26 protein-coding genes are annotated in these 22,626 nt (G+C 43.5%); 25 read left to right on the plus strand and 1 reads right to left on the minus strand.

The genetic code is table 11. From position 1 onward, the window contains the following. Positions 1-75: 75 nt before the first annotated feature. On the minus strand, positions 76-1,050 hold the full coding sequence (locus FS666_RS06015) for an asparaginase (RefSeq protein WP_144461125.1): 975 nt from the start codon (positions 1,048-1,050) through the stop codon (positions 76-78). 95 nt (positions 1,051-1,145) lie between these two features. Between FS666_RS06015 and prsW the strand changes: the two genes are divergently transcribed. The 25 genes from prsW to FS666_RS06135 all read left to right on the plus strand — a co-directional run bounded on the left by prsW (position 1,146) and on the right by FS666_RS06135 (position 22,486). Further along, positions 1,146-1,835 carry a glutamic-type intramembrane protease PrsW gene (prsW, locus tag FS666_RS06020; RefSeq protein WP_144461124.1) on the plus strand — a complete coding sequence of 230 codons (690 nt, stop codon included), beginning with the start codon at positions 1,146-1,148 and terminating at the stop codon, positions 1,833-1,835. Positions 1,836-2,005: 170 nt separating this feature from the next. Further along, positions 2,006-2,791: a spore cortex-lytic enzyme gene (gene sleB, locus FS666_RS06025; protein WP_144461123.1), complete on the plus strand. Its 786-nt coding sequence runs from the start codon at positions 2,006-2,008 to the stop codon at positions 2,789-2,791. A gap of 16 nt (positions 2,792-2,807) precedes the next feature. Continuing rightward, positions 2,808-4,157: a germination protein YpeB gene (gene ypeB / locus FS666_RS06030; protein WP_144461122.1), complete on the plus strand. Its 1,350-nt coding sequence runs from the start codon at positions 2,808-2,810 to the stop codon at positions 4,155-4,157. Positions 4,158-4,252: 95 nt separating this feature from the next. After that, positions 4,253-4,915: a flagellar brake protein gene (locus FS666_RS06035; protein WP_186306519.1), complete on the plus strand. Its 663-nt coding sequence runs from the start codon at positions 4,253-4,255 to the stop codon at positions 4,913-4,915. A gap of 45 nt (positions 4,916-4,960) precedes the next feature. After that, complete coding sequence (locus FS666_RS19710) at positions 4,961-5,134, plus strand: DUF5359 family protein (protein WP_164876237.1); 174 nt, start codon at positions 4,961-4,963, stop codon at positions 5,132-5,134. Between the two features lie 113 nt (positions 5,135-5,247). Beyond that, entirely contained in the window at positions 5,248-5,928 is a 681-nt protein-coding gene (gene cmk, locus FS666_RS06040; protein WP_144461120.1) for a (d)CMP kinase, read from the plus strand. Next, on the plus strand, positions 5,925-6,509 hold the full coding sequence (locus FS666_RS06045) for a lysophospholipid acyltransferase family protein (RefSeq protein WP_144461119.1): 585 nt from the start codon (positions 5,925-5,927) through the stop codon (positions 6,507-6,509). The genes cmk and FS666_RS06045 overlap by 4 nt, the downstream gene beginning before the upstream one ends. 150 nt (positions 6,510-6,659) lie before the next feature. Next, on the plus strand, positions 6,660-7,796 hold the full coding sequence (gene rpsA, locus FS666_RS06050; protein ID WP_120068078.1) for a 30S ribosomal protein S1: 1,137 nt from the start codon (positions 6,660-6,662) through the stop codon (positions 7,794-7,796). Positions 7,797-7,925: 129 nt separating this feature from the next. Next, entirely contained in the window at positions 7,926-8,540 is a 615-nt protein-coding gene (locus FS666_RS06055; RefSeq protein ID WP_120068075.1) for a YphA family membrane protein, read from the plus strand. 415 nt (positions 8,541-8,955) lie between these two features. Next, entirely contained in the window at positions 8,956-10,266 is a 1,311-nt protein-coding gene (gene der, locus FS666_RS06060) for a ribosome biogenesis GTPase Der (RefSeq protein WP_120068072.1), read from the plus strand. An 11-nt stretch (positions 10,267-10,277) separates the two neighbouring features. Next, positions 10,278-11,342 (plus strand): NAD(P)H-dependent glycerol-3-phosphate dehydrogenase, encoded by a 1,065-nt coding sequence (locus FS666_RS06065; protein WP_390614443.1) that lies wholly within the window; start codon positions 10,278-10,280, stop codon positions 11,340-11,342. A 201-nt stretch (positions 11,343-11,543) separates the two neighbouring features. Then, on the plus strand, positions 11,544-11,744 hold the full coding sequence (locus tag FS666_RS06070) for a DUF2768 domain-containing protein (RefSeq protein WP_120068068.1): 201 nt from the start codon (positions 11,544-11,546) through the stop codon (positions 11,742-11,744). A 43-nt stretch (positions 11,745-11,787) separates the two neighbouring features. After that, positions 11,788-12,495, plus strand: a complete 708-nt coding sequence (locus tag FS666_RS06075) for a YphF family lipoprotein (protein ID WP_244943856.1) — start codon at positions 11,788-11,790, stop codon at positions 12,493-12,495. Between the two features lie 155 nt (positions 12,496-12,650). Continuing rightward, on the plus strand, positions 12,651-14,129 hold the full coding sequence (spoIVA, locus tag FS666_RS06080; RefSeq protein WP_120068065.1) for a stage IV sporulation protein A: 1,479 nt from the start codon (positions 12,651-12,653) through the stop codon (positions 14,127-14,129). 280 nt (positions 14,130-14,409) lie between these two features. Then, on the plus strand, positions 14,410-14,682 hold the full coding sequence (locus FS666_RS06085) for a non-specific DNA-binding protein Hbs (RefSeq protein ID WP_120068060.1): 273 nt from the start codon (positions 14,410-14,412) through the stop codon (positions 14,680-14,682). A 118-nt stretch (positions 14,683-14,800) separates the two neighbouring features. Next, positions 14,801-15,367, plus strand: coding sequence for a GTP cyclohydrolase I FolE (gene folE / locus FS666_RS06090; protein WP_144461118.1), 567 nt, complete (start codon positions 14,801-14,803; stop codon positions 15,365-15,367). A 16-nt stretch (positions 15,368-15,383) separates the two neighbouring features. After that, positions 15,384-15,617 (plus strand): trp RNA-binding attenuation protein MtrB, encoded by a 234-nt coding sequence (gene mtrB / locus FS666_RS06095; RefSeq protein WP_120068054.1) that lies wholly within the window; start codon positions 15,384-15,386, stop codon positions 15,615-15,617. Beyond that, on the plus strand, positions 15,565-16,518 hold the full coding sequence (locus FS666_RS06100) for a heptaprenyl diphosphate synthase component 1 (RefSeq protein ID WP_144461117.1): 954 nt from the start codon (positions 15,565-15,567) through the stop codon (positions 16,516-16,518). The genes mtrB and FS666_RS06100 overlap by 53 nt, the downstream gene beginning before the upstream one ends. A 24-nt stretch (positions 16,519-16,542) precedes the next feature. Continuing rightward, a complete protein-coding gene (locus FS666_RS06105; RefSeq protein WP_120068049.1) occupies positions 16,543-17,253 on the plus strand; it encodes a demethylmenaquinone methyltransferase in 711 nt (236 codons plus the stop codon). Positions 17,254-17,268: 15 nt separating this feature from the next. Further along, a complete protein-coding gene (hepT, locus tag FS666_RS06110) occupies positions 17,269-18,231 on the plus strand; it encodes a heptaprenyl diphosphate synthase component II (RefSeq protein WP_144461116.1) in 963 nt (320 codons plus the stop codon). Positions 18,232-18,328: 97 nt separating this feature from the next. Next, positions 18,329-18,775, plus strand: a complete 447-nt coding sequence (ndk, locus tag FS666_RS06115) for a nucleoside-diphosphate kinase (protein WP_120068043.1) — start codon at positions 18,329-18,331, stop codon at positions 18,773-18,775. 90 nt (positions 18,776-18,865) lie between these two features. Next, complete coding sequence (aroB, locus tag FS666_RS06120) at positions 18,866-19,948, plus strand: 3-dehydroquinate synthase (RefSeq protein WP_144461115.1); 1,083 nt, start codon at positions 18,866-18,868, stop codon at positions 19,946-19,948. Positions 19,949-20,051: 103 nt separating this feature from the next. Continuing rightward, positions 20,052-21,305 (plus strand): tetratricopeptide repeat protein, encoded by a 1,254-nt coding sequence (locus tag FS666_RS06125; protein WP_144461114.1) that lies wholly within the window; start codon positions 20,052-20,054, stop codon positions 21,303-21,305. A 33-nt stretch (positions 21,306-21,338) separates the two neighbouring features. Further along, the gene (locus tag FS666_RS06130; RefSeq protein ID WP_120068035.1) at positions 21,339-21,887 is read left to right on the plus strand and encodes a ReoY family proteolytic degradation factor; all 549 of its coding nucleotides are present in this window, start codon (positions 21,339-21,341) and stop codon (positions 21,885-21,887) included. Between the two features lie 134 nt (positions 21,888-22,021). Beyond that, positions 22,022-22,486 carry a YpiF family protein gene (locus FS666_RS06135; protein WP_120068032.1) on the plus strand — a complete coding sequence of 155 codons (465 nt, stop codon included), beginning with the start codon at positions 22,022-22,024 and terminating at the stop codon, positions 22,484-22,486. Positions 22,487-22,626 lie beyond the last annotated feature (140 nt).

The following is a 22,626-nucleotide window of genomic DNA, read 5'->3' on the forward strand; positions in this document are numbered from 1 at the left end:
TTTATCTCGTCGGAGGCACTCCAGTCTGTACGTCGATGGGCAAGGCGCTTGCGCTTTTCTTATGAAGGCGGATAATCAGGCGGAAAAATACTTATCCTTCAGTATTTCTATTTTATCCGTTTGCATTAGCGCTGCAAGCAGTTTCAGCCGTGCTTTTTGCCCGTTCAGCCCTTCGCAAAAAATCACACCAAGCGCCTTTAATTGTCTGCCGCCGCCCGGGTAACTATAAGTATCCTGTGCAGTTCCCTTCGGACACCTTGAAACAAGCACTACCGGGATTCCATTGGAGAGCAATCTGACAACCCCATCGACAGCATCAGGGGGCAGGTTTCCCTGACCCAGCGCTTCTATCACGACTCCGTCGTATTTCCATTCACATAAAGCATTTAGAAGGGCGGCATCCATTCCCGCGTATGCCTTAATCAACCCGACGCGCTTTGTGATTTCTTTTACTTTTATTTTAAGCTGCGGCAAGGGATCATAATGGAAACTGACAGCGTTATTCGTTATTGCTCCAATCGGACCGGCTATCGCACTTTGGAAGGCTGCAGCGTTTGATGTGTGAACTTTTGTCACTTCCCTGGCTGTATGTATCTCATCATTGAAAACGACCAGCAAGCCTTTTCCCGCGGATGCATGATGGACAGCTGTACGAATAGCCGCCATAAAATTATATAATCCATCTGATCCGGGTTCATTGCTGGACCTCATGGCGCCGGTCATAATGACCGGCACGTCGGTTTCAAGGGTCAGGTCAAGAAAAAAAGCCGTTTCTTCCATCGTATCTGTTCCATGAGTAATCACGACTCCGTCAATATCCCTTCTTGAACATTCCGACTCGATCAAGTGCTTGATTTCCAGCATATCGTTTATCGTTATATGTGGGGATGGTTTATGCAGCGGCTCCATTACGCTGAGGCGGGCAAGCTTGCGAAGGTCTTCCGTTGCCCTTGTCAACGGATTGACATCGCCAATATTTACTGTGTTATTTTCGGCATCTGTTTCCATTGAGATGGTCCCGCCTGTATGGATGACAAGTATATGTTTCATTTTCTCAACTCCCGCGCTAATTACTGCAATTTTGCATGTTCAAACTCTATCTTCCATGATACGATGGAAGAAATGAAAAAGAAAGAGGGCTGTGTATGCTGGTGGTCGTTTCAGCTGGTGTTGCCCCGGGGTTAGCTCTGTTAAGTTATTTTTATTTAAGGGATCAATTTGGACAGGAGCCTATTTTGACGGTATTCAAGACATTTTTAATGGGTGCTGTCATTACTTTTCCAATTATGTTTATACAATATATCATGTCTGCGGAAGAGATTATTCAGGGAAGCCTTCTGTCGGCGTTTTTATCCGCTGCATTATTCGAAGAGTTCTTTAAATGGTTTGTGCTTTTCTTTGCCATTTATCAGCATGCCGAGTTTGATGAACCTTTTGACGGAATCGTATATGGGGCAAGCATCTCCCTTGGATTTGCAACGATCGAAAATATTTTGTACCTGGCTGCAAATGGGGTGGGCTTTGCACTCGGACGCGCATTATTGCCTGTATCAAGCCATGCCCTATTTGGCGTTATCATGGGCTATTATTTGGGAAAGGCCAAATTCCAAACGGACAAATCCCAAAAACGATGGCTCTTCTATTCCTTTTTTGTGCCCTTCGTATTACATGGACTATATGATTTTATTTTATTTTCCGAGAAAAATTGGCTTTATTTTATTCTCCCGTTCATGCTGTTTTTATGGTGGCTCGGTTTGCGCAAAGTCAAACATGCCCATCTGCTGACAAAAAAGTTTTACGGCAGAAAAATACAGGAAAAAAACGCATCTGTCTGATCAAGGCGGATGCGTTTTTATTTTGGACCCGAAGGGGAATGGCACCCCGCTTCCCCTACTTGCCTTTACTTGGCTGGAAAGTCGAGTTTATCTTATGAATCAAAATTGAATAATTAGGCTTCAAATTCAAATACTATAGGCATGAAAATTCATTTGTGGAGGGTTACAGCATGAAGTATGCCACATGGAGCAAAATGGTGATTGTTGTTTTTTTGTGTTCCATCGCAATAACAGCCTCCCCGGGGGTAAAAACAGAGGCGTTCACCAACCAAGTCATACAAAAAGGTGCAGTTGGGGACGATGTGATCGAACTCCAGGCCAGGCTTCAATATCTTGGGTATTATCATGGAAAAATAGACGGTGTTTTCGGTTGGGGTACGTACTGGGCACTGAGAAATTTCCAAAACAATTTTGGCCTTAAAGTGGACGGCCTTGCCGGAGAAAGTACAAAAGCAAAATTGGTCAAAGCATCCAAATATGATAAACAATACGTGAAAGGACAAGTAAATAAGGGGAAAAACTTCACCTATTATGGTGGAAAGGGCAAGCAAGGCGGAGGTGCCGCTTCAAAGCCCACGGCAGTCAATACGCCCGCAGGCTTCTCGCAAAATGACATCCAGCTCATGGCGAATGCCGTACATGGTGAAGCGCGGGGAGAACCATATGAAGGCCAGGTTGCTGTAGCTGCGGTCATTTTAAATAGAGTGAACAGCCCTTCTTTTCCGAATACGGTCTCTGGGGTCATCTTCGAACCGGGTGCTTTTACCGCTGTCGCTGATGGACAAATTTGGCTGGAACCCAACGAAACTTCCAAAAAAGCCGTTTTGGATGCGATCAATGGCTGGGACCCGTCGAGCAACGCGCTTTACTACTTCAATCCAGATACGGCCACAAGTGCATGGATTTGGTCCAGGCCGCAAATAAAGAAAATCGGTAAACATATATTCTGCAGTTGACGGAGGTGAAAAGGCTATGATCAGAAACATATTAATTGTCATATTAACGGTCGCTGTAGTCGGGGCAGGGGTCTGGGGCTACCAGGAGCATCAGGATAAAAATACGATATTGATTAACGCCGAAAACAATTACCAGAGGGCATTCCATGATTTGAGCTATCAGATGGATTTGCTGCACGAAAAGCTTGGCGGGACAATTGCGATGAATTCAAGCAAATCTTTATCTCCCGCTCTGGCGGATGTATGGCGGATCTCCTCTGATGCCCGAAGCCAGGTTGGGCAGCTTCCCCTTACTCTGCTGCCTTTTAATAAGACGGAGGAATTCCTGTCAAATATCGGTACGTTCAGTTATAGGACAGCTGTCCGGAATTTGGATGATGAACCGTTGTCAAAAGATGAGCAAAAGACTTTGAAAAATTTATACAAGCAAAGCGGAAAGATAAAGGATGAGCTCAGAAAAGTCCAGCACCTCACTTTAAAAAACAATCTTCGTTGGATGGATGTTGAACTCGCGCTGGCCTCGGGAAAGGAAACGGCCGATAATACGATTATTGACGGATTTAAAACGGTTGAAAAGCATGCAGAGGGCTATGATGAAAAAAACCTTCAAAATCCATCAGTTGTAAGCTTTCAAAAGCGTGATGAAAACTATGAGCATTTAAAAGGGGAAAAGATATCAAAAAATGATGCGATTGCCCTGGCCAAAAAATACAGCGGGATTAACCAGCCGAAAAAGGTGGAAGTCACTGAAAACAGGAAAGGATCTTCTTTTGGATTTTACAATGTCGTGCTTGCCAACGACAGGGGGCATGAAGCTACGATGGATGTAACAAAAAAAGGTGGTTATCCGATCTGGTTCATTGATACGAGGGAAGTGTCTAACCAGCAAATCAGCTTGAATGAGGCTATGAACAAAGCTGATGATTTTCTAAAAAGGCATGATTACAAGGATCTCGAAATGTCAGAAAGTATACAGTATGATTCCGTCGGGTTGTTTACATACGTAACGAACCAGGACGGAGTCAGGATTTATCCGGAGTCGATCAAAGTGAAAGTAGCCCTTGACAATGGGCAAATCATCGGATTTGCTGCGGATGACTATTTGAAAGGAAGCAAGAAAAGAAAACTCCCGGAACCGGATCTCACTTTGGAGGAAGCACAGGCAAAGTTAAACCCTGATCTTAAGGTTCTGGAAAACAGGAAAGCTGTCATTGTAAACAATCTTGGCAATGAAGTGCTTTGTTATGAATTTATGGGTACAATGGACCGTGACACATACCGTATGTATATCAATGCTGAAAATGGGGTCGAGGAAAAAGTTGATAAATTGAAAAATGCGGAACCCGTTTATGAAGATGTATTATAAAAAAAAAGCAGCCTGGCCAGGCTGCTTTTTTTAGTGGAAAACGCTCACAAATCATGTATAATATAATCATTGGAATGAACAGGAAGTGTATGATTATGTTGTCAATTGGAATGGATTTGACTATTGAGACAGACAATAACGGGATTGTAAAAAAATACAAGAGTAAAGTGGCTGATTTGTTTGAAGAGAAGCTGTGCATTTATTATCCTCTAAGTGTTGCGGATAGCAAGCCTGCATTTTTGCCTTCCGGGACTAAGGTCGTGGTTAATTTTGTTGGCGACAGTTCCAATGCGTATTCATTTGAGTCGGAAGTCATAGGCGTACAAAAAAGCACTGTTCCATTGGTTGAATTATTTTTGCCTGAAGAAAAATTTTTCAATAAAATCCAGCGCCGTGAATATGTCAGGGTGAATGCGGCAGTCCACGCCATGTTTGACTTTCCCGATTCAGGCCAAAAATTCACAACGTTAACAAGTGACATCAGTGCAGGGGGATGCGCAGCCATTTTGCCTCCCGGTGTCAAAATTCGGCCAGCTGAATCCGGCACTGTTGAACTGTCAATCCAGATGGGATCCGGGGAACAGCTCCAATTAACTTTTTTATGTGAAGTAATTCGAATATTCCCAAAAAACAGGCTGAGTCTCATGTCTCTTAAATATATAGAGCCATCCCTCGCCGATCAGCGGCTGCTCACCCGCTTTTGTTTTGAAAAACAGCTTTCCGACCGTAAGAAAGGCTTGATAGGTAAACAGGAATAAATTTCCCGTTTTTTCACATACTAAGAAAAAACGAGGAACGAGAATATGTTTGAAAGAATCCTTTATAAGATTATCGTCTTCCACCTTTTGATCCTTATTATCGTACAAGGTTTTTTAACCCGGACCCCGCTTATTAAAAGTTTGAATAAAATTTATTTGTACGAAGGGGTGGGTGCAGACATGGAAGAAAAAAAGCTGGATGTATTTGACGATCAATGAAGGCAAGTTTTCCTGTCTTCATTTTTGTTTGATTAAGTAAATCAATGCCATAGTCTGTTTCCATTTATGGTAAAATAAGTGGTGGTACATAAACAGACAAGCAGGTGAACAGGTTGACAAAGAAAATCAGCATAGCCATCGATGGACCGGCAGCAGCCGGCAAAAGCACTGTGGCGAAGATAGTCGCAGAGAAGCTCTCATACATATACATTGATACGGGTGCCATGTACAGGGCCTTTACCTATAAGGCATTGATGGAAGGGACAGATATCCACGATGAAGAGGCTCTGTTCCGGCTACTTAAAGGCACCAATATAGAGTTGAAGCAGGAAAGCGGCAGCCAGGCGGTCTTTCTTGATGGGAAAGAGGTCACTGAGGAGATTCGAGATTCGAATGTGACTAATAGTGTTTCCATTATCGCGGCGCATGGGTCAATTCGCGAAGAAATGGTTTACCGGCAGCAGCAGCTGGGTAAAAAAGGCGGAGTGGTAATGGATGGCAGAGATATAGGTACGAAAGTATTGCCTAATGCCGAGCTGAAAATTTTTCTGCTGGCAAGTGTTGATATCCGTGCTGAGCGCCGCCACAAAGAGAATTTGGAAAAAGGCTTTCCTTCAAATCTGGCTCAATTGAAAGAAGAGATCATACTCCGCGATAAAAAAGATTCCGAACGGGAAGTGTCCCCACTCAGAAAAGCGGATGATGCTGTTGAAATCGATACATCATCGCTTTCTATTGCGGAAGTGGCTGCACGTATCATTGCCTTGGCGAAAGAAAGGATCGAGCGGCCGTGACTTTTTATCAATTTTCTAAAACAGTGGTAAACAGTATTTTAAGGCCGCTTTACAGAATCGAAGTGAGAGGGATTGAAAATTTCCCAAAATCCGGCGGAGTCCTTTTGTGTACGAACCACATTTCGAATCTCGATCCCCCTGTTGTCGGCATCACTTGCCCGCGTCCGGTTTCTTTTATGGCAAAAGAAGAGTTGTTCAGGGTTCCTATCCTTAAATCGATTCTGCCCAATGTCAAAGCTTTTCCGGTAAAAAGAGGGATGAGCGACCGGGGGGCCTTAAGGAAAGGGTTGTCCCTGTTGAAAGAAGGAGAAGTCCTGGGCCTTTTTCCCGAAGGGACACGCAGCAAAACCGGGAAAATCGGGAAGGGACTTGCCGGTGCAGGATTTTTTGCATTAAGGTCCGACGCTGAAATCATCCCATGCGCAATTATAGGCCCTTATAAGCCTTTCAAAAAGTTGAGGGTCGTATATGGCAAACCGATTGATTTTACCGGGCTAAAAAAAGAAAAAATCTCTGTGGAGGATGCCACAGAGATCATAATGGGCGAAATAAAAAAAATAATCGACACTCATCAGGACTGACGTGTATTGCTTGACAAAGGGCCTTATTTATAAGAAGTTTATAACAAGATGAATTTATAAAAATGTGAGGGTTTTTTCATTTCTTTCAAAATGAACTAAAGAGAAATGAATTCTTGCACGATTTCATTAGCTGGATAGGAGGAGTAAACAGTGTCAGAGGATATGAACAATATTGAAGTGGAATCATTTGCTGAAGGCGACAAAGTAAAAGGAACAGTAACTAAAATCGAAGAAAAACAAGTGCTTGTGGATATTGATAACAGCAAGCTGAATGGAATAATTCCAATAAGCGAACTTTCCAGTCTCCATGTGGAAAAAGCATCTGATGTAGTTTCCGAAGGAGATGAACTTGATTTGATCGTTACAAAGGTAGAGGAAGAGCTCCTCGTTCTTTCCAAGCGGAAAGTAGATGCCGAAAATGCATGGGACACATTGGAAAAGCGCTTCGAGAATAATGAAGTGTTCGAGGCAGAAGTGAATGAGGTGGTCAAAGGCGGCCTTGTTGTTGATCTGGGCGTTCGGGGATTTGTCCCTGCCTCTTTGGTGGAAGACTATTATGTTGAGGATTTCAGCGGTTACCAAGGAAAAACGCTCTCTTTTAAAATTGTCGAGCTCGATAAGGAGAAGAATCGCCTGATTCTTTCACACCGTGCGGTTGTGGAAGAAGAGAAAGAGAAGGAGAAAAAGGACCTTCTTGAAAAATTGGAAGTCGGCCAAACAATGAAAGGGACCGTTCAAAGAATTACGGATTTCGGCGCTTTCGTTGATATCGGCGGAGTTGACGGATTGGTCCATATTTCCCAGCTTGCCCATCATCATGTCGAAAAGCCTTCGGATGTTGTAAGCGAAGGTGACGAGGTGGAGGTTAAAGTCCTCTCTGTAGACAAAGACAATGAAAGAATCTCTCTTTCCATCAAAGAAACACTTCCCGGCCCATGGACGGATATTGCCGAAAAAGCCCCAAGGGGTGCAGTTCTGGAAGGGACTGTGAAAAGACTTGTTTCATTTGGCGCATTCGTAGAAGTCTTTCCTGGTGTAGAAGGGCTTGTCCATATCTCGCAAATCTCCCATAGACATATCGGAACGCCTCATGAAGTTCTCCAGGAGGGTCAGACCGTTAAGGTGAAAGTGCTCGATACGAACGAACAGGAGCAGCGCATGTCCCTTAGCATGAAGGAGCTTGAAGAGGACAATACACAGCAGGAATACGAAGCCCCGGAAGAAACGAAAGGGTTCCAGCTTAGCGATATGATTGGCGATAAATTGAAAGACTTTAATAAGGAATGATAATGCCGGCCTTCCGTTTTTGACGGAAGGTTGTTTTTCTTGCTGGGGGCTTGCCGCCGGGATTTGCGCTTTTTGTATGATTAAACCTTCATTTTCTTTCCCATAATGGAAAAAATGGAGGTGATTTTTATGCCGGGTATTTTATTTTTATTTGTGGCTTGGGGGATCTGGATTATCGCGACATTTATTTTGGATAAAAATGACCCTTTCCGTTTCCCTGCTGCAATCGTCTCATTGATGCTGATCATATTGCACACCAAATCATTTGCAATTTATTCTTTTCATATCGGCGCTTCCTCTTTTCTTCTATTATTTTCGGCTTATTGGCTTGTATATCAAGGAACGTGGTTAAAAAAGATTTATTTATTTTTTTCTGTTATGATCATTATGTTTGGATATGCCGGATTTTATCTCCTTGAACTCTATGATCCGGTATGGGTGTTGGTTGACCGGAAAATCTTGCTGTCCGGAGGCCTTTTCATGATTGGATGGGTTTTGTACCCCGCCTCCCTTCTATACCGGTATGCCGCCGTTGTCATCGGGTCTTTGCATGGGGAAGTGTTCCTGTCGGTCTTCTTATCAAAGTGGAAGATTCCTTATACGATAGGTTCCAATGAATATTTGGATGTATTTGCCTTAACTGTTTCAGCCCTTTTAACGGTGCATGCGGCGGGAAGGATTCTGTTTGCGGCTAAACGGTCTCTCGAGGGAAAAGTCAAGGGGAAAAAGCAAATGGTTCATTGACCGGGCATCATTATGATCAATATTATGAAGTCAAAAGACGCCTTCACCGAAGTGCCCTGCAGCGCTTGTCGCCCCTAGGCGGCCGCCTTCTGCTTTTCTTATTGAGTAAGAAAGCATAAGAATTTTTAGCTTTAAAATTTTGAACAAAGATTTTTGTTGTCTAGCTCCAGCGCCTATCGACTAGCAGACTTCGCGCCTCCTCCTACGATAAGTCAACAACGGCTCGTTCCTCGCCGTGTTTCCTTTATCTCGTCGGAGGCACTCCAGTCTGTACGTCGATGGGCAAGGCGCTTGCGCTTTTCTTATTGGCGCATGATTATACACTGTGATACGATGAAAAAGGAATTTAGTGGAATAGATGCTCGGCTTATACCGGCATGAATGATAGATAATATGTTTGAAGCGAGTGATGAGAATGGCTTTACCGACAGTGGCAATTGTCGGCAGACCGAACGTTGGAAAATCAACGATTTTCAACAGGATTGTCGGCGAAAGAGTTTCGATTGTGGAAGATGAACCTGGTGTGACGAGAGACAGAATATATGGAACCGGTGAATGGCTGACAAACGAGTTTCATCTCATTGACACAGGCGGGATTGATATTGGTGACGCTCCTTTTTTGGAAGAGATCCGGCAGCAGGCCGAAATTGCGATTGAGGAAGCGGATGTCATCATATTTATTGTCAATGGGCGGGAAGGTGTTACAACCGCCGACGAAGAGGTGGGAAAGATCTTGTTCCGGTCAAAGAAACCGGTCGTTTTAGCCGTAAACAAGGTGGACAACCCGGAAATGAGAGCCGATATTTATGAATTTTACTCATTGGGTTTCGGCGAACCGTTTCCTATTTCGGGTTCCCACGGGTTGGGGCTTGGCGACATGCTCGATGAAGTAGTGAACAAGTTTCCTGAAAAAAAGAGTGAACCGTATGAAGAGGATGTTGTGAAATTTTGCCTGATCGGAAGGCCAAATGTTGGAAAATCTTCTTTGGTGAATGCTCTTCTTGGAGAGGAAAGAGTGATTGTCAGCCCGGTAGCGGGGACAACCAGGGATGCTATTGATTCGGTATACAGATATGACGGCCAAGACTACGTCATTATCGATACGGCCGGCATGAGAAAAAAAGGGAAGGTCTACGAAAAGACAGAAAAGTACAGTGTCTTAAGAGCCCTGAAGGCGATCGAACGCTCCGATGTGGTTCTAGTTGTTTTGGACGGGGAGGAAGGAATACGCGAACAGGACAAGAGGATTGCAGGCTACGCCCATGATGCGGGAAGAGCCATTATCATTGTCGTCAATAAATGGGACGCAGTGGAAAAAGATGAAAAAACGATGAGGAAATTTGAACAGGAGATCAGGGACCAGTTCCAATTTCTCGATTATGCACCAATCGTGTTCTTATCGGCAAAAACACGCCAGCGTCTCGGTACATTGTTGCCGGCCATCCAAATGGTCAGCGAAAACCATTCAATGAGGGTGCAGTCAAGTGTGTTGAATGAAGTGATATTGGATGCCGTATCAATGAATCCCGCTCCTTCCGATAAGGGACGGAAGCTTAAAGTCTATTATGCAACCCAGGTTGCGGTAAAGCCTCCTACCTTTGTTGTTTTTGTAAATGATCCGGAACTTATGCATTTTTCATATGAGAGGTTTCTTCAAAACACAATCAGGCAGGCTTTCACTTTTGAAGGAACGCCATTAAAAATCATTGCACGGAAGAGAAAATAATCACGAAACGGGTGAAAGATGTGGCAAAGGATAAAAAGAAAATTGCCGTTATCGGAGCAGGGAGCTGGGGAACGGCATTGGCGCTTGTGCTGGCGGACAACGGGCATCAGGTCAATCTGTGGATGCGCTCCAAAGAACAACAGGCGGAAATAAATGACCGCAGGACAAACCATAAATATTTGCCTGGAATTACCCTTCCGGACAATATTACGGGCTTTCATTCTTTGCAGAAGGCACTTGAAGGGGCAGACACCTCTATCATTGCCGTCCCTACCAAAGCCATAAGGGAAACAATGAGGAATATCATCAAGATTATAGGTACTCCAATGACATTTGTTCATGTGAGCAAAGGCATTGAACCAGATTCACTTAAAAGAATTTCGGAAATGATTGAAGAAGAGGTTCCGCAAGAACTGTTAAAAGCTGTTGTGGTTTTGTCGGGTCCAAGCCACGCCGAAGAAGTAAGCCTGCGCCATCCCACAACCGTTACGGTTTCTTCCAAGGATATGGCTGCCGCGGAAAAAGTTCAGGATTTGTTCATGAATCAGCATTTCCGCGTTTACACGAATCCCGATTTGCTTGGAGTGGAAATCGGCGGGGCTTTGAAAAACATCATTGCCCTTGCGGCAGGAATATCGGATGGTCTCGGTTACGGAGATAATGCCAAAGCGGCTCTGATCACAAGAGGACTTGCTGAAATTTCACGGCTCGGCACGAAAATGGGAGCCAACCCGCTGACATTTTCCGGCTTGGCGGGAATTGGGGATTTGATCGTAACATGTACAAGCGTGCATTCGCGAAATTGGAAAGCCGGCAACATGCTCGGAAAAGGGAAGAACCTTGATGAAGTCTTGGAAAGCATGGGAATGGTCGTCGAAGGGGTCCGTACAACGAAAGCCGCCCATCAGCTTGCGGAAAAATATGAAACGAACATGCCCATTACAGAGGCATTGTATAATGTTTTATTTAATGGCGTGAATCCGAAGGAAGCCGTTGATCAGTTGATGCAGCGGTTAAAAAAGAATGAGATGGAAGACCTGGTCGATATATTGAGTGAACAAATGGAACAAAAATAATCAACTAGGCACACGGATGATGCGTTATTTTGAAAAAGTCATATGCTGTTAGGGAGAACATTCGCATAACCGGGGGGACAGGGTATTTAATGTCTCATTTACTTTTTGAAGCAAAAATTATTGCTTCATTTTTTTGTGCGATGGCTATTGCTGTCAGTATGCTATAATAATTTCGAGTTACTCGTTGATGGAGGGAAAAAAATGTCTGTATCAATGCAAAAAATGTGGATTTCCATAGTGGCAATGGGACTGTTGGCTCTTGCGATGCTGACTATTTACATAAGCCGATTTAAACTGAACAAAGGGTTTTTTAAAGTGATTACAGCCCTTGCCGCCTGGGCATTTATGATCGTCGGCGGGCTCCTCATGCTTTTTGTTGTTTTGACAGGACCGACGGGCTAAAGATACTGCCGCCATATAAGACAGATAAGGAGTGAGCCAATCATTGAAAAGATGGATGGCAGGATTATATTTAATTGTTGCTGCTATGCTTTTGGGCGGGTGCTTTTATCCGCAGGAAAGGAAGGCTGAAAACAAAAGGCCATATGAAGAACAAATCGCCAGCGTTCAACGATCTGTTGAACAATTCCAGGAAGACACCGGAGGCTTGCTGCCGATCAAAACAAAAGAAGCGGACACGCCTATTTATCAAAAATATCTCATTGATTTTAAAAGGCTGGCACCAAAATATTTGGAGGCGCCTCCCGGGAATGCCTATGAAAGCGGCGGGGTTTTTCAATATGTTTTAATTGATGTGGAGACAAATCCGACAGTGAAAGTTTTTGATGTAAGGCTGGCGGAAAAAGTAAATGAGTTTTACATGCGGATCCAGTCGCAGGGCTATCCCCCTTTTAAAGAAAAGATCGCGGATAACGTCTATTCTATTGATCAGAAAAAATTGGGATACAAAGAGGAACAGTATTATATATCACCATATACGAACAATAATCTGCCGTTTGTAATTAACGGAAAAGGCGAAATTTATGTTGATTATATTTCTGATCTCTATCAGGCTATGAAAGATGAAAAGGAAGATTTTTCACCGGGTGATGATATAAGAAAGATACTTTATAAAGATTCCCCTGTCGTACCTGCTTTTTCAATGCCCTATACAGTTGATAAAAACAATGAACCTGTTTATATGGGGAAATAGTCATAATCCTTCTTCTGCAAAATATACTGTGGAAGAAGGATTTTTATTATTGAAGTTATATTTGATTAGGACAACATCATACAAATATATTGACTTGATGATATACGGGCATGGGATCATGTTGTCCCTTGAACTTAAAGTTAGGAGGGAATCTCTTGGAAAAGGTGGATATTTTTAAAGATATCGCAGAAAGAACGGGCGGGGATATTTATCTGGGGGTCGTTGGGGCTGTCCGGACGGGAAAATCCACGTTCATTAAAAAATTTATGGAGCTCGCCGTTTTGCCTAATATAAAAAGCGAAGCAGACAGGGCCAGGGCACAGGATGAGCTGCCCCAAAGCGCAGCCGGGAAAACAATCATGACAACGGAGCCGAAATTTGTACCGAATCAAGCGGTAACAGTTCAAGTGGACAGCGGCCTGGAAGTGAATGTCCGATTAGTGGACTGTGTCGGGTATACTGTTCCTGGTGCCAAAGGGTATGAAGATGAAAATGGACCGCGCATGATCAATACCCCATGGTATGAAGAACCGATCTCCTTCCATGAAGCAGCGGAAATCGGTACGCGGAAAGTGATTCAGGAGCATTCAGTGCTTGGAATTGTCATCACGACCGATGGCACGATCGGGGAAATTCCAAGAAATGATTATATTGAAGCGGAAGAGCGGGTCATCGCCGAGCTTGATGAAGTAGGAAAACCGTATATTATGGTTCTGAACTCGTCCCGCCCGCATCATCCTGAAACTGAAACTCTGCGCTCACAACTTGCGGAAAAATATGATATTCCGGTGTTAAGCATGTCGGTCGAAAATATGAGAGAACAGGATGTTTTGAACGTGTTGAGGGAAGCGCTCTATGAATTCCCTGTCCTTGAAGTGAATGTGAACCTTCCCAGCTGGGTCATGGTCCTGAAAGAAAATCATTGGCTCAGGACCGATTATCAGGAAGCTGTAAAAGAAACGGTCAAAGATATAAAAAGACTGAGGGATGTCGACCGTGTTGTTCAAAGTTTCAACGATTTTGAGTATATTGAAAGTGCTGGGTTGGCCGGAGTTGATATGGGCCAGGGGATTGCTGAAATCGATTTATTTGCGCCTGATGAACTCTATGACCAGGTGTTGACAGAAATTGTCGGGACAGAAGTGAAAGGCAAAGATCACTTGCTTGAGATGATGCAGGATTTTGCGGATGCAAAAAGGGAATATGACCAAATATCCGATGCGCTTGTCATGGTAAAGCAGACAGGTTATGGAATTGCCGCTCCTTCCTTAGAGGATATGAGTCTGGATGAACCGGAAATTATTAGGCAGGGGGCACGGTTTGGAGTCCGGTTAAAAGCGGTCGCCCCTTCCATTCACATGATCAAGGTCGATGTCGAGTCGGAATTTGCGCCAATTATCGGAACTGAAAAACAAAGTGAAGAGCTTGTCCGCTATTTGATGCAGGATTTTGAGGACGATCCGCTTTCCATTTGGAATTCCGATATATTCGGAAGGAGCTTAAGTTCTCTTGTCAGGGAAGGCATTCAGGCAAAGCTGGCCATGATGCCTGAAAATGCACGCTATAAACTGAAAGAAACTTTGGAAAGAATCATCAACGAAGGGTCCGGGGGCTTAATCGCCATCATTTTATAAGGTTTGAAAATGATTAGGATTTTTCAGAAAAAAAGCTGATAAATATAGAAAAAGACGCCGAAATGACAGTAATTCGGTGTCTTTTCAATTATATCGCTTTTTATTCTTGCTATCATAATTTGATTATGATAATCTTTTAAGCAGAAATGCTCCTTGAGCGTTGATTCAAAAGCATTTCTCGCGATTTCTTGCATGAAAAATGTTTAGAAATCTGAAAATTTGATTACACATGTAATAGAAGTGGTAGAAGTAGCTTATCCTTTTGGAGGAGGTGAACAGAATGAATAAAACAGACTTGATCAATTCCGTAGCTGAAGCAGCTGAGCTGTCTAAAAAAGACGCAACAAAAGCTGTAGAAGCTGTATTCCAATCCATTCAGGATTCATTGTCAAATGGCGACAAAGTTTCCCTGATCGGTTTCGGGAACTTCGAAGTTCGTGAGCGTGCTGCCCGTAAAGGCCGCAATCCTCAAACAGGTGAAGAAATTGATATCGCAGCAAGCAAAGTGCCTGCATTCAAACCAGGTAAAGCCCTTAAAGACGCTGTGAAATAATTACATACATTGTTTGAGTGTTTAAAAAGGAATTGCCAGGCGGCGATTCCTTTTTATTTACCGATTATATATGTTAATATTGCTCTATTAGTGTTTTACTTTAGCAGGAGGCTTATATATGGGCAAATTCGACCGGAAGCAAATCGAAGAAGCAGTCCGAATGATATTGGAAGCAATTGGAGAGGATCCAAATAGAGAGGGTTTGCTTGATACCCCGAAGCGGGTGGCTAAAATGTACGAGGAAGTTTTTGCAGGAATCAATACAGATCCGCAAACATATTTTGATACTATTTTTGGAGAGGATCATGAAGAATTAGTCTTAGTGAAGGATATACCGTTCTACTCATTATGTGAACATCATCTTGTTCCCTTTTTTGGCAAGGCACATGTAGCCTATATACCAAGGAACGGACGGGTAACCGGATTGAGCAAGCTGGCCCGCGCGGTGGAAGCGGTGGCACGCCGTCCGCAGCTCCAGGAACGAATTACTTCGACAGTGGCCGATGCAATCATGAAAAAGTTGGAGCCGCACGGCGTTATGGTCATAATTGAAGCAGAACATATGTGCATGACAATGCGGGGTGTGAAAAAGCCGGGTTCCAAAACAGTAACATCGGCAGTAAGGGGCATCTTCCTGAAGGACAGCCAATCCCGGAATGAAGTTCTCTCATTGATAAAGCAATAATTTTTGAGGTGAAGCAATGAAAAGCCCAAACAATCAAAATGATTATGTCGTCATTAAAGCAATCGAAAACGGAGTAAACGTAATGGGATTGACAAGGGGAACAGATACACGCTTCCATCACGCGGAGAAGCTTGATCAAGGGGAAGTGCTCATTGCCCAGTTTACGGAACATACCTCTGCCATAAAGGTCAGGGGGAATGCAAAAATATTCACGGCATTCGGCGAAGTGGACAGCGAAAAAAGCAATTGAAATCATTGCGCATGGGACAGGGCGCTTGCGCTTTACTTATGTTATAATGAACAAATTGATGTTGGAATTAGAATGCAAAGAAATGGGGATTACGGAAATGGCTCTATGTTTGTATGAACAAAAGACGGATTCGATAAGGAAAATGATAGAAAGTAAAATGTATCATCATTTTCTTTTTGACCATATTGAATCTCCTCAAATAGACGAAGACCGTATCCTTATGCTGTTAATGGCCATGGAAGACACACGGATCCCCGCTGAAAAATATGAGCATCAAATTACTTCTGCCATGCTGGTCCAGATAGCGCTTGATATTCATGACAAGGTGGCCGGCCAGCAGAAAACTCTTACGGAAAGACAGTTGTCTGTCCTGGCGGGAGATTATTTCAGCGGCTTGTATTATCATACACTTGCTGAAATTGGCGACACGGATTTGATTAGAACACTTGCTCATGCGATTAAATTGATCAATGAATATAAAATTTCCGTTTATCGGATGGAAGCATCTGATTTAGATGAGTTTATGGAAGATTTCAAAAAAATCGGAACAACTGTCATTGAGAAATTTTGCCGGCACTTCCAGACAACTCGCCATATTCATCTTTTTAAAGAGCTTTTAAATTTGAAAAAATTGCTTGCGGAGATGGAGAATTTTAACAGGGGCCGCCACTCAATACTTTTTGAAGGCCTTAAACATTTCTGTCTGCCTCAAAAAAAATCTATTCCTCTATTTAATTTGTCCCAGCGCGACCGACATTGTTTAAAAGAGATATGCTCCCGCTTTATAGACCAAAGTAAAAAGGTATTGATGGAAGAATCGTTGCGGGCTTCAGGGCTGCCGGGCGTTCTTTCTGGGCGCATAAAAGATTTAACGAGCAATTACAGGCATTTAGCAACATAATCAGTCGGAAGAAGGTCACGAAGAATGCAATCTAAAGAAGAACGGGTACATCATGTATTCGAGAAGATACACCAAAATTATGACAAGATGAACTCTATTATCAGTTTTCAACAGCATAAAAAGTGGCGCCAGGTAACAATGAACAAGATGAACGTCAAAGAAGGAAGCGCCGCTCTGGATGTTTGCTGCGGAACCGGTGATTGGACCATTGCGCTTGCGGAAAGTGCAGGGAAAGAAGGCCGGGTGGTCGGGCTTGATTTCAGCAAGAACATGCTCGCGGTTGCCAAAGAAAAATTGAAAGAAAAGGGTTTGGAACATGTGGATTTGATCCAGGGCAATGCGATGGAGCTTCCGTTTGATGACAACAGCTTTGATTATGTAACAATCGGATTCGGGCTTCGCAATGTCCCTGATTACATGCAGGTGTTAAAAGAAATGCATCGTGTGACAAAACCCGGCGGAATGGCTGTTTGTCTGGAAACTTCCCAACCGACCCTCCCGGTATTCAGGCAGATTTATTATGCATATTTCCGTTTTCTCATGCCGCTGTTCGGAAAAATTTTTGCAAAAAGCTATGAAGAATATTCATGGCTGCAAGAGTCGGCACGGGACTTCCCGGGTATGGATGAGCTTGCTCAAATGTTCTGGCGTGCCGGTTTTGTCGACGTCATATATAAACCTTTCAGCGGGGGAGCTGCGGCAGCGCATATTGGCGTAAAGCAGAAATTAGAATAACTGGGTGGAAATTTTATGAAACTGACTTGGCTTTATAGGAATTTTAAATCTGATCTGGACTTAATTGAAAAAGAGCTCGAAGAAGCTGTTTCTTCAAATTCCGAACTGGTGGAAAACGCATCTTTCAAGCTGCTGAAAGCAGGAGGCAAACGGATTCGCCCGGTGTTTGTATTATTGTCTGCAAAATTTGGGGACTACCGTATTGAAACAGTCAAAAACGTAGCGATGGCTCTTGAATTGATTCATATGGCGTCACTTGTCCATGATGATGTCATTGATGATGCCAATATGAGAAGGGGCCTGCCCACGATCAATTATATATGGGATGAGCGCGTAGCCATGTATACCGGAGATTACATATTGGCCAGGTCATTGGAATATATGACCGACATCCCCAACCCGCTCTTACATAAGAAATTATCCAAGGCCATTGTCGAGGTTTGCATCGGTGAAATCGAACAGATAAAAGATAAATACTGGTTTGACCAGCCATTAAGAAATTATTTAAGAAGAATCAAAAGGAAAACCGCACTTCTGATTGCCGTCAGCTGTGAACTCGGTGCCATTGCCGGAAACACCGAAGAGTCCATTTACCGCCGGCTGTACAGATTCGGATATTTTATCGGAATGTCATACCAGATCACGGATGATATTTTGGACTTCACTTCCAGTGAAGAAGAATTGGGCAAGCCTGCAGGTGATGATTTGCGCCAAGGAAATGTAACCCTTCCTGCTTTATATGCCATGCGTGATCCTCAAGTAAAGGCGAAAATTGAAAAAGTAAGCCATAAAACAGATAAAGAAGAAATGAGCCGCATCATCAAGCTGATCAAAGACACCGGGGCTATTGAGCAGTCCCATCAGCTTAGCAGGAGATATCTTGACAAAGCCCTAGGTATTCTCGAGGAGCTTCCAGAAAGCAAGGCGAAAAGGCCGCTGAAAGAAATCGCAAATTATATCGGCAGAAGAAGATATTGAGCCATTTTTCAATATTTGCCAGCTGTTAAAAAAAGTGATATTATCTTTCTTGAGTTTCAAGGAAAATGATACTGATATTATGGCAGGAGTGACATTCATGGAAAAAACATTTTTAATGGTTAAACCCGACGGGGTTCAAAGAGAACTAATCGGTGAGATTGTTTCACGTTTCGAAAAGAAAGGCTTCCAGCTGATCGGGGCGAAATTGATGAACATTTCAAACGAATTGGCCGAGGAGCACTACGGTGAACATAAAGAGCGTCCGTTCTTCGGTGAATTGGTAGAGTTCATCACTTCAGGACCGGTCTTTGCAATGGTATGGCAGGGTGAAAATGTCATTGCGACAGCCCGCCAAATGATGGGGGCAACAAATCCTGCAGAGGCAGCTCCTGGTACAATCCGCGGTGATTTCGGAGTAACTGTCGGCAAGAATATCATTCACGGATCAGACTCTCCCGAAAGCGCGAAAAGGGAAATCGGTTTGTTCTTCAATGACAGCGAGCTTATCGAGTATTCCAAGCTGGCCAATAACTGGATTTATTAATATTTACTCCACCTGCTTCGTGGCAGGTGTTTTTTTATTTCAAATTTTGTCAGAAAGTCGTAAAATAGAAAGAACAACGAGGTGATCCGAGTGGAAATTACAGTTCTTACAGCATCAAAAAGCTATCCGATTTATATTAAACCAAATGGCTTGGCTGAGCTTCCGCAAGTGATTCAAAAAAACAACTTTACAAACCTTTTGATCATTACAGATGTAACAGTCGGCCGGCTTCATTTGGACACGCTGCAATCTGCATTGCCGGAAAACGTTGATTATTCAGTATATACAGTTCCCTCAGGGGAGAAAGCGAAACAGATGTCCGTCTATGAATCTTGCCTGACATTTGCGCTTGAACAGGGGCTTGACCGAAAGTCGTGCATCATAGCTTTTGGAGGCGGCGCAGTGGGCGATCTGGCCGGGTTCGTTGCAGCAACGTATATGAGAGGCATTTCTTTCATCCAGGTTCCGACAACCATTTTGGCTCACGACAGCGCTGTCGGAGGCAAGACTGCGATCAACCATCCGCTGGGGAAAAATATGATTGGGGCCTTCCACCAGCCCGAGGCCGTCATTTATCATACAGATTTTATCAAGACCCTTCCGGACCATGAGGTGCGCTCCGGTTTTGCAGAAGCGGTGAAGCATGCGTTGATTGCCGATCCCGATCTACTAAACATGCTCATGGACGAAATAAAGGATTTGCATGAAATGACGGATGAACAGTTGACGCATGTTTTGCAAAGGGGAATGGAAATAAAAGCAAATATTGTTTCAATAGATGAAAAGGAGAGCGGGCTTCGTGCCGTTTTAAACCTGGGCCATACATTGGGGCATGTCATTGAATCCTCTCTGGGCTATGGAAAAACAACCCATGGCGAGGCTGTGATGGCAGGAATCGTTTATGCACTTCATGTGAGCAAGGAAGTGCTGGGCCTGTCCTTTCCGATAAGCCGTTTTGAAGAATGGGTGAAAGGTCTCGGCTATCGACTGGAAATCCCGCCCGATCTTTCGTTTGAAGATGCATATAAAGGTATGCAGCGGGACAAGAAGACCATTGCAAAACGTCCGCGATTTGTACTGCTGGAAGCCGTTGGGAGACCGGTATTAAAAGAAGTGGAAGAAAACGCCCTTGAACACGCATATGAAATGATGAAAGACGGCAGTGAAAAGTAAAGCTTAGTTGCTTTTCACTATTTTCAATAACAAAAAAGAGGATATTTCCTATTTGTTGTAGAAATATTATTAAACATTCACTTTCTCTGAAAGGACCATATGAATGAATGATGCTGAATTGGTGCTGAAGCATATTGAATTGCAGGATTTGTCAAAAGCAAAAGAAGTTTTTAACAAAGTGAAGAAATCCGGCTCTCCGGAAGAAAAATTTTTCCTGGCGGAACAGTTGTCACAGTATGGATTCCTGGAGGAAGCGAAGGAGCTAAATGAAAAGTTGCTTGAAGAGTTTCCCGAGGAGAATGAATTGAAGATCATGATGGCTGAATTGCTGATCGACCTGGGAAAAGACGAGGAAGCCTATCCATATTTGGAATCGGTCGATCCGACTGATCCGAACTATGCAGCCGCAATGCTTCTGGAAGCCGATTTATATCAAATGCAGGGCTTATATGAAGTAAGCGAGCAAAAGCTTCTCAAGGCAAAAGAGATGTACAGGGATGAGCCGGTGATCGATTTTGCACTGGCAGAATTATACATGTCGCTGGGACGGTTCCTTGAGGCAGTAGCGTCTTATCAAAGGCTGCTGAAGGCCGGAGAGGAAACAGTGGCAGGCAATAATATATATGCAAGACTGGCAGAAGCCTTAAGTGCCGGAGGCGCTTTTGAAGAGTCCATTCCGTATTATGAGAAGGCTTTGGAAAGTAATAAGGATCTGAATGTGTTGTTCGGCTATGGTTTGACATCCTTTCAGGCAGGTCTATACAAAAAAGCAAAGAATGCCTTCGAAGAATTAAAAGCCATGGACCATGAATATCATGCACTTTATCTTTATTTGGCAAAATCCCATGACCAACTGGGCGAATTGGATAAGGCAATCGAAACAGCAGAACAAGGATTGGCAGCAGATGAATATAATGTCGATTTATACATTTATATTGCCGGACTGCTGATGAAAGCCGGCCGGGAAGAAGAAGCGGAAAACCATCTTCGCCATGCACTTGCATTGGATCCCGAATCGACGGAAGCGGCCAGCCTGCTGAACAAGCTCCTTTTGCACCAGGAGAGGCATGAAGAAATACTGGATGTCATATCAAACCTTGAGAATGCAGATGATCCCCATCTTCACTGGGATGCTGCCTACAGTTACCAGCAGACGGAACAATATTCAAAGGCATTAAATGAATACAAGCTTGCATATAATGAACTTAAAAACAACATGGATTTTCTAAAGGACTATGGATTTTTTCTGATGGAAGAAGGAATGAGAAGCGAGGGGGCGGCTGTATTCAGACGTTTAAGCTCGTTGGATCCTTTGAACGAAGAATGGCTTGAAATTATTGATCGACTTGAGGAGTAGCCGTGGAATAAAAATTGCAGAGGAGGGATTATGATGGCCACCCCTGTATCTGTCAACGAGAAAAAAGATTTTATTCGCTGGTTTTTAAATAGGTACCAATTAAAAAGAAGGGAATCCGTCTGGATTCTGAACTATCTGATGAGTCACGATCAGCTAATGGAAAAAGTCCACTTTGTCGAGGAAGCGCAATTTTGCCCGCGGGGCCTGATCATGTCTACCCATTGCACAAAGGAAGTGCCCTTCCGTTTCTACAAGGATAATATCATGACGACAGACGCGGAAAAATCGTTCCATGATATCCGTTTGAACAGGGATGAGGATATTTATATCCAGATCAATTTTCGTGCATCCAATGCAAGCCATCAATACGCCGCAGTGTTGGAAGATAATCCATTCGTCAAGAAAACAGTGTATATCAGTGAAAAAGATAAATCGGCCGCAGAGCAATTTTTAAAGGAAAGCCTGAGAAAATATCAGGAAAGCAAGCTTTTGAAAGCTATTGATGAAGCGCTCGACCAATACGACAAAAAGAGCTTTGATGAATTGGCATTAAGGCTCAAAGAATTAAGGGAACAGCAATAAATCCTCCGGTGCCCAGGAGGATTTATTGCGTATAAAGCTATGTTGGCGTTTAAGCACATAGCTTTTTTTGTTTCATATTTTTATTTCTGTTAGAATGATAAACAGTAATGAAGTGCATAATAGGAGTGTGGAAAATGCAATGGAAGGCAAAAGACATTGATGTCTATCTGGAAGAGAAAGAATATATTGACACAGCGGTTGTCCCGCTCGTTCCAATTGGACTGGGCCAGAGCATGAAGCCAACAGTGGAAAAGGGCGAGTTCATACAGCTGCTGTCTTTGCACCTTGAAAGGCAATTCAAGGGCAGGATGCTTTTTTTGCCGCCGTATACATATCTTAGCGATGAAGATGAAAGCAAGAAAGCCGGCGGTCTCCTTAAATGGAAAGAAACGATCAAGGAAAGCGGGTTCAAATATGTATTTTTTCTGACTTCTGACCCGGTTTGGCGAAATATGGAACAATTTGCGCCTGAATCACTGTTGTTCATCCCGTCCATCCCGCTGCAAGACATGGACGAACAATACAAGCAGTCCATCATGGAAGATCAGGTAAAACAGCTGATGAAAGGGATTGTCAACGGATGGCAGGCATCCGTATAGGTTAATCGCCACATAGTTGACAAGTATTGCAATGGTATTTTATTGACCTTCCAGTTTTATTGATATATCATAATTATGTCCCAGTTTGTAAATGTGCGCAATATATTGTCCGATGGACTTACCTTACTGACAGAGGGGGG

The organism is Siminovitchia fortis, from assembly GCF_007681465.1.
Classification (GTDB): Bacteria; Bacillota; Bacilli; order Bacillales; family Bacillaceae_C; genus Siminovitchia; species Siminovitchia fortis.